This is a genomic window from Plantactinospora alkalitolerans (genome assembly GCF_015690345.1).
In the GTDB taxonomy this organism is placed as follows: Bacteria; Actinomycetota; Actinomycetes; order Mycobacteriales; family Micromonosporaceae; genus Plantactinospora; species Plantactinospora alkalitolerans.
The window spans coordinates 35806-42610 of sequence record NZ_JADPUN010000168.1; the positions used below are offsets into that span (position 1 = coordinate 35806).

At 72.5% G+C, this 6805-nt stretch carries 7 protein-coding genes; 4 read left to right on the top strand and 3 right to left on the bottom strand.

What is annotated here, in order from left to right; translation table 11 throughout:
- Positions 1–196 precede the first annotated feature (196 nt).
- From I0C86_RS45075 to I0C86_RS45080, 4 genes are all read left to right on the top strand, one after another.
- Positions 197–478 (top strand): type VII secretion protein EccB, encoded by a 282-nt coding sequence (locus I0C86_RS45075; RefSeq protein ID WP_196202337.1) that lies wholly within the window; start codon positions 197–199, stop codon positions 476–478.
- The gene (locus I0C86_RS17685) at positions 478–2736 is read left to right on the top strand and encodes a sensor histidine kinase (RefSeq protein ID WP_196202338.1); all 2259 of its coding nucleotides are present in this window, start codon (positions 478–480) and stop codon (positions 2734–2736) included. Before I0C86_RS45075 ends, I0C86_RS17685 begins: the two co-directional genes overlap by 1 nt.
- A gap of 8 nt (positions 2737–2744) precedes the next feature.
- Positions 2745–3374: a DNA-binding response regulator gene (locus I0C86_RS17690; RefSeq protein WP_323373701.1), complete on the top strand. Its 630-nt coding sequence runs from the start codon at positions 2745–2747 to the stop codon at positions 3372–3374.
- A gap of 250 nt (positions 3375–3624) precedes the next feature.
- Entirely contained in the window at positions 3625–4281 is a 657-nt protein-coding gene (locus tag I0C86_RS45080; RefSeq protein ID WP_196202340.1) for a response regulator transcription factor, read from the top strand.
- A 127-nt stretch (positions 4282–4408) separates the two neighbouring features.
- On the opposite strand, the gene I0C86_RS17700 is transcribed toward I0C86_RS45080, so the two are convergent.
- The 3 genes from I0C86_RS17700 to I0C86_RS17710 all read right to left on the bottom strand — a co-directional run bounded on the left by I0C86_RS17700 (position 4409) and on the right by I0C86_RS17710 (position 6694).
- Positions 4409–5515 carry a glycosyltransferase family 9 protein gene (locus I0C86_RS17700; RefSeq protein WP_196202341.1) on the bottom strand — a complete coding sequence of 369 codons (1107 nt, stop codon included), beginning with the start codon at positions 5513–5515 and terminating at the stop codon, positions 4409–4411.
- Positions 5516–5536: 21 nt separating this feature from the next.
- On the bottom strand, positions 5537–6109 hold the full coding sequence (locus I0C86_RS17705; RefSeq protein ID WP_196202342.1) for an Hsp20/alpha crystallin family protein: 573 nt from the start codon (positions 6107–6109) through the stop codon (positions 5537–5539).
- 78 nt (positions 6110–6187) lie between these two features.
- Positions 6188–6694 carry a DUF2231 domain-containing protein gene (locus tag I0C86_RS17710; protein WP_196202348.1) on the bottom strand — a complete coding sequence of 169 codons (507 nt, stop codon included), beginning with the start codon at positions 6692–6694 and terminating at the stop codon, positions 6188–6190.
- Positions 6695–6805 lie beyond the last annotated feature (111 nt).

Below are 6805 nucleotides of genomic sequence, written 5' to 3' on the forward strand. Positions count from 1 at the left end.
ACGAATATCGCCGCCCATTGGTAGGCGCCGGGTTGCCCGGTGGGTCTGGTCGACGCCCGGCCGGATCGGAGTCGCTGTGACTGACATCGATGGATCCCGCCAAGCACACGACTTCGCCGGACAGGACGGAAAGCGATGAACACTCGGTATTATCGCCGTTGCCTGACGTTCGCCAACAGCGCACGGGAGTCGTCGAGTGTGGACGCAGAGGGATCTGATCCAGGCGTACCAGTTCCTTCGCCGACGGCTGGTGTCCGCCCTGGCTTCGGCCGACGCGGACCATCCGGTCTCGCCGTCCGGGCGACTACTGCTCGGCACCGCGCTCGGGCCGAAGTATCCGGTCGCGGGCGGTGACGTGATCCCGTCGCTCGGATACGGCCGGGTGCGTCCGTACGGCGTGCCGGCCCCGGTGCTCGCGATGTTCCCGACCGGAGCGACGCTCGATCCGGCCGAGGCGAACAGAACGACCCCGCGTTGATGGGGTCGGTCGAGCGGGGGCTGCTGCGGCAGGGGCTGCGCTACGCGCTCGGGCTCCGGCTCGTCGTGGTCGCCACCGCGAGTCTCGCGGCACTGCTGCTGGGCACCGCTCGGGAGCCGGTCCCGGCCACCGCGATGGTGCTGCTGATCAACGCCTGGAACGTCTACTACGCCGTCCGCACGCTGCGCGGCGCCCCCCGCTGGCTGGTTCCCGCCGACGTGACGGTGCTGTCTGCGGTCTGCCTGCTCCAGGTCTGGCCGGCGCCCACCGACGGAGGTTCCGGGAGCACGAACTGGGTGTCGGCCGCCGCGGCGATCGCCCTGGTGACCTATCCGTGGCAACTCGGCACCCGCGCGCTCGCCGTCGCGACGATCGCGGTCATGACGGCGGACATCGGCGGCGCGGCGATCGCCGATCCGGACGGCTGGCTCGCGGGCCTGGGGCTGGCGTCCATTCCGATCCGGTTGTGGATGGTGGCGGAGGTCGCGCTCTCCTGGAGCCTCTACCGCCTGGTACGGCGCAGTGCACAGGCCGCCGACCGGCTGGTGGCGCGCGGGGAGCGGATCCGGCGGGACACCGCGGTCGCCGCGGCCCGGCGGGATGACGAACGCGAGTACCTGGCCGCGCTGCACGACACGTCCTCGGCCACCCTGCTGATGGTCGGGGCCGGGGTGGCCGCCGGAGGCGAGCGGTGGCTCGCCGAGCAGGCGTCCCGGGACCTCGAGGTGATCAGTGGCCCGGCGGTGGTGTCCCAACGCGAGGTCGACCTGGTCGGCATGTTGCGGGAGGTGGTCCGGCACACGCCGCTGCGGGTGCGCTGGCGGGGCCCGGCGGCGGTGCCGATGCGCGCGGTGGACGCGGTGATGTTGTCCCACGGCACCCGCGAGGCGCTCACCAACGTGGTCCGGCACGCGGAGACCGACTCGGCCGAGGTCGCCGTCTCGGTGGTCGGCGGCGAAGCGGAAACGGTGGTGGTGGAGGTCGTCGACTCCGGTCGCGGCTTCGCCTCCGACCAGGTCTCCGAGCACCGGTACGGCGTCGCCCGTTCCATCGTGGAGCGAATGACCCGGATCGGCGGGCGTGCGACGGTCGACAGCAGCCCCGGCCGGGGCACCACGGTACGGATGGAGTGCCCCCGTACCGCACCGGAGTCCGACGACGGGAACGTCGAGATCATCGCCACCCGGTTCCAGCGCGGCCTGCTCTGGGCGACCGTGGCCATCAACCTGGTCATCCTGCTCCTGCTCGACCTGCCGAAGCTGCTGGCCAGCCACGACGCGTACCGGTCGGTCGCCGCGCAGTACGTGGCGATGGGCGGGTTCGTGGTGCTGACGCTTGTCGTCGCCGCCGGTCTGCTGCGGCGGCGCGGGCTCGGCAGGTGGCGCTGGCCCCTGTTGGCCCTGGTGTTCGTGCTGTCCGCGGTCGCCACCGAATCGGTGCCGCCGGACCAGCGGCTCGGGTACGCGCACTGGTCGGAGGGGAACGCGGGCTGGACGGTCGTACTCCTGCTGCTCGACACCCGGCCGCTGATCTTCGTGGGAGTGCTCGCCGGCCACTACCTGATGACCTTCGCCCAGACGGTGCTCGGTGCGGACGCCGCGATCACGTTCGCCGCGTCGGTGAACGCGACCGTGATCGTCCTGGCCTTCCAGCTCGGGGTCGGCATGATCGCGATCGTGTTGCGCCAGCTCGCCGTCTCCTCGGCCCGGGTCGCGCGGGCGGAGGAGGAGGTGCGGACCACCGAGGCGGTCGCCGCCCAGCTGGCCCGGGACCGCCGGGAACGCTACGCGGATCTCGCGGAGACGACCGTGCCGCTGCTGTCCGGCCTGGCCAGCGGCGAGTTGGATCCCGGAGCCGAGTCGGTACGCCGGTCCTGCGCGGTCGAGGCGGCCAAGATGCGCCGGCTGTTCGCCGAGGACGCCACCGTGCCCGATCCGCTGCTGCACGAGTTGCGGGCCTGCATCGAGCTGGCCGAGCGGAACGGGGTCTCGGTGACGTTCGCGGAGTTCGGCGAGCGCCCGACGATTCCCACCGGAGTACGGCGCAGGCTGACCGAGGCCCCGCTCTGGGCGCTGGCGACCGCCCGGGGAAAGGTACGGCTGACCGTGGTCGGCTCGGACGGGACCGTGACGGTCAGTGCCGTCACCGGCCGCCCGACGGAGATCGACCCGTTCCCCGACGGCGACGGCGTGCACACGTCCGCCACAGTGGACGGGGACCGCCTGTGGATCCAGTCGAGTTGGCAGGGGAAGTCATGATCTCGGTCGTGGTCGTTGACGATCATCCCGTGGTGATCGCGGGGGTGCGGGCCTGGTGTTCGCTCGCCGACCCGCCGATCCAGGTGCTCGATGCCGGCCCGACGGTAGCCACCGCCTGGTTGCCGCCGGGCAACGGCGCCGACGTGGTGGTGTTCGACCTGCAGCTCGATCTCACCGGCCCGGCGTACGGCGACCTGAAGCGGTTGGTTGACGCCGGCCGCCAGGTGGTCGTCTACAGCATGCGGGCGGACCGCGAGACCGTACTGAACTGCCTGGACATCGGGGCGTTCACCTACCTGACGAAGGCGGAGGGCGAGGACCACCTGGTCGCCGCCACCCTGGCCGCCGCGCAGAACGTGCCGTACCTGCCGCCGATGCTCTCCGGCGCGTTCGGCACCGACAACCGGCCGGACCGGCCGAGGCTGTCTCCCCGGGAGACCGAGGTGCTGCTCGAATGGTTCCGCAGCGAGTCGAAGGAGATGGTCGCCAAGCGGCTGCACCTGACCGTACGCCGGGTCAACGCCTGTCTGGAGCGGGCCCGGATCAAGTACGCGAACGTCGGCCGTCCGGCGCCGACGAAGGCCGCGCTGGTCGCCCGGGCCATCCAGGACGGCCTGGTCCAGGCCGACGAGCTCTGAGCCGCCGAACTCCGAGCCGACGCGTTCCGAGGCAACGCGTTCCGATGCGACGCGTTCCGATGCGACGCGTTCCGAGGCAACGCGTTCTGAGGCGACGCGTTCTGAGGCGACGGGTCGGGCGGACATCTGCCGCCGACGTGGTGGACGAACAACCATCACCGCCGCTTCCGTCCCGCCGATACGGTCGAACCGCCGAGGTTCGGACCACACGGGCGCGCTGTCCCGGGCGTGAGGTGGCAGGGGGTGCGGGGTGGCAGCAGGAGTCATCACGGTCGGAGTCGTCGAGGATCATCCGCTCTACCGGGTCGCCCTGGCCGGGCTGCTCGACGCGGCACCGGATTTCGTCGTGTGCACGGTCGCCGGTTCCGTCGCCGAGTTCGCCACCACCCGACGGTGCCCGCACTGCCTGGTGCTGCTGGACATGAGGTTGCCGGGGGTACAGGGCGCGGCGGCGGTACGCGCCGTGACCGGGCTCGGCCACCGGGTGCTGGTGCTGTCGGCCGAGACCGGCCGATCCGAGGTGCGCGGGGCGATGGCCGCCGGCGCGGCGGGCTACCTCGCCAAGAGTGCCGACGCCGACGAGATCCTCCGGGGGCTACGACAGGTCGCCGCCGGGCACCGCTACGCCTCCGCGACGCTGGCGCCGGTGCTGACCGACGACCGCGCGGGGCGCGGCGCCGGGCCCGAACTGTCCGACCGGGAGATCGACGTGCTGTCGTGGCTGGCCGCCGGGGAGCGGGACGAGGACATCGCCCGGACCCTGAAGATCAGCGTACGGACGGTGCGGTCCTATCTGGACCGGATCAGGGACAAGACCGGACTGCGTCGGCGGTCCGCGCTCACCCGGTACGCCATCGAGCACGGCGTCGCCGACTTCGCCGCGTCCAGCCGCAGACTCTCCGCCTGAGCCGGGAGGCCGGACGTGAGCGGCCAGCACCGTCAGCTCGCGCTGGCGGTCGCGCTCGGAATGCTGTCGCCGCCGGTCTTCGCCCCCGCCGTACCGGTCGGGACGCGGTCGGCTGAAGCCGCTCCACCTAACTCGGTGGCCGGGTCAGATCCGCCACCGCCTCCAGCACCTCCACCACCGGCACGTCGGTGACGAACGAGACCCGGTGCGGACAGGCCGCACCGCCGCCCCGGGCGGGATACAGTTCCCGACTGCAGTCGGCACCGCAGACCGGGCAGTGCAGGGTCCACGAGCCGATCGGCCGGTGCCGGGCCCGCAACGGCACGGCGCAGTTGATCAGGTTGCCGACCCAGAAGATGCCCACCGTCGGGATGTCCAGCGCGGCGGCGACGTGCACCGGGCCGGTGTCGTTGGACACCACCACCTGGCAGCCGGCATAACAGCCGATCAGACCGCCCAGCGTCAACTGCCCGGCCAGCGAGCGCACCGGAAGCTGGGCCGCCGCGACCACCCGCTCGGCGAGTTCACGCTCGTCCGGCGTACCGGTGACCAGCACCTCGTACCCGTCGGCGACCAACTGGTCCGCGACCTCGGCGAACCGTTCCGCCGGCCAGCGACGGCGCGGGTCGCTCGCGCCGGGATGCAGCGCGACCCTCGGCCGGTCCGGCTCGCCGAGCACCGCCCGCGCCTCGGCCAGGTCGGCGTCGGTCGCGGCCAGCCGGGGCACCAGACTGGTCGGGCTGGCGCCCACCAGGCCGGCGACCTCCAGGTAACGGACGATCTCCGGCTGGTAGTAGACGTACCGGAGCCAGCGGTCCAGCGGCGGGGCGTCGTCGGCGCGCAGCCCGGCGGTGACCCGCGCGCCGAGGCCGGCGACCAGTGGATTGGAGTTCGCCCCACCGCCGTGCATCTGTAGTGCGATGTCGAACCGCTCCCGGCGGGCCGCGTCGAGAAACCGGCTCATCGACTCCGCCGACGGCGCCGGCTCGTCGGGTCCGGCTTCCCGGATGCCGTGCGCGGGCGGCACCACCAGGACCCGGTCGACCGGTCCGGACCGGTCCCGGAGCAGGCGCTCGTGCCAGGGGGCACCGAGCAGCACCAGTTCGGCATCCGGATAGCTGGCCCGTAGCGCGTCCAGGGCCGGCAGCGCGAAAATGAAGTCGCCGAGCGCGTTGGCCCGGAGTACGGCGATCCGCTCGACATCACCGACCAGGTCGCGCACCTTGCCGATCATGAAGCGGGTGTCCGGGGCCGGTCAGCCGGTGAACCGGGGCGCCGGGGTGCCCACGGCGGTGTCCGGACGGTGCATTTCCCGGTCGGCGGCCGGGTCGACGGTGGGCCGGAGGCCGGCTCCGCTCGTACTCCTGGAACGCTGGCCCGGGTCGTAGCGCCGGGTGCCGATGGTGATGGTGCGGCGGCCGGGCCGGGCCGCCTTCCGCAGCGTGACGGTGAGCAGGCCGTGGTCCATCACGGCGTCGATCCGTTCCGGGTCGACCGGCGCCGGCAGGTGCACCCGGTGCTCGAAGGCGCGGGTCTGCGTTCCGCTGCCAGCCATCCCGTGGTCCGCGTTCACCTCGGCCTCGGACCGGGCTCGGACACACAGCTCGCGGTCGTCGAGTTCGAGCGCCACCTCCTCGGGGGCTACCCCGGGCAGCCGCGCGATCACGGTCCAGCCGTCGTCGGCCTGGTGCAGTTCGACGTCGGGCGAACTGCTCCGACCGCCCACCAGCGCGGAGCCGACCAGCCGGCGCAACTCCGTACGCAGGGCCTGCAACTCGCCGATCGGGTCCCAGCCACGGTCTCCCCCGCCACGTCCCGGCTCACCCATGGCTCCGTGTCCCCTCCTGCTCGTACCGTGCCGTCGGCGCGGTCAACCTCGTACCGTTCTGTGGTCCCGTCGACCCCGTCAACGGATGTCGCCCAACCGGCGGTCGGCGGGCCGGGGGCGCAGCGAACTGGAGGCGTTCAGGTCGGCGTCCGGATCCACTCCCACGCCCAGCCGGTCCACCAGTTCCCCGCCCAGCCAGGCACCGAGCCCGGCGCCGGCGATCGCGACCACCTCGATCGCGACGAGCGCGCCGCCGGCGGCGCGGTTGTCCGCGGCCATCCGGACCGCCCAGATCGCGGCGAAGAGCAACAGGACGCCGAGGTTCGTCGCGGCGTGCGCGACGCCGACCCGCTTCGCCCGGGTCCCGGCCGGAACGGCCAGCAGGTCCACCGCGCCGGCCACCACCGCCAGTACGCCGCCGATCAGGCCGACCAGGATGTTCCAGTACGCCAGCTCGCCCAGGAAGCCCGGCCCGCCGGCGACGTCGATGACGTCGAAGATCACCGCCGCCACGAAGAGGGCGATCGGGAACATCACCAGCATCGGATGCACCGGGTGTCCCAGTAGCTTGATCCGGCTCTCCATCATGGTCGCCTCCCGATAGGCGCTTGGACGCTGCTGGGTGCAGTACCCGAAATGTCCGGCCACAAACCTGTGGCCGGACATTTGCGCCGGAGGCCCGGGGCGGGCTCGGGC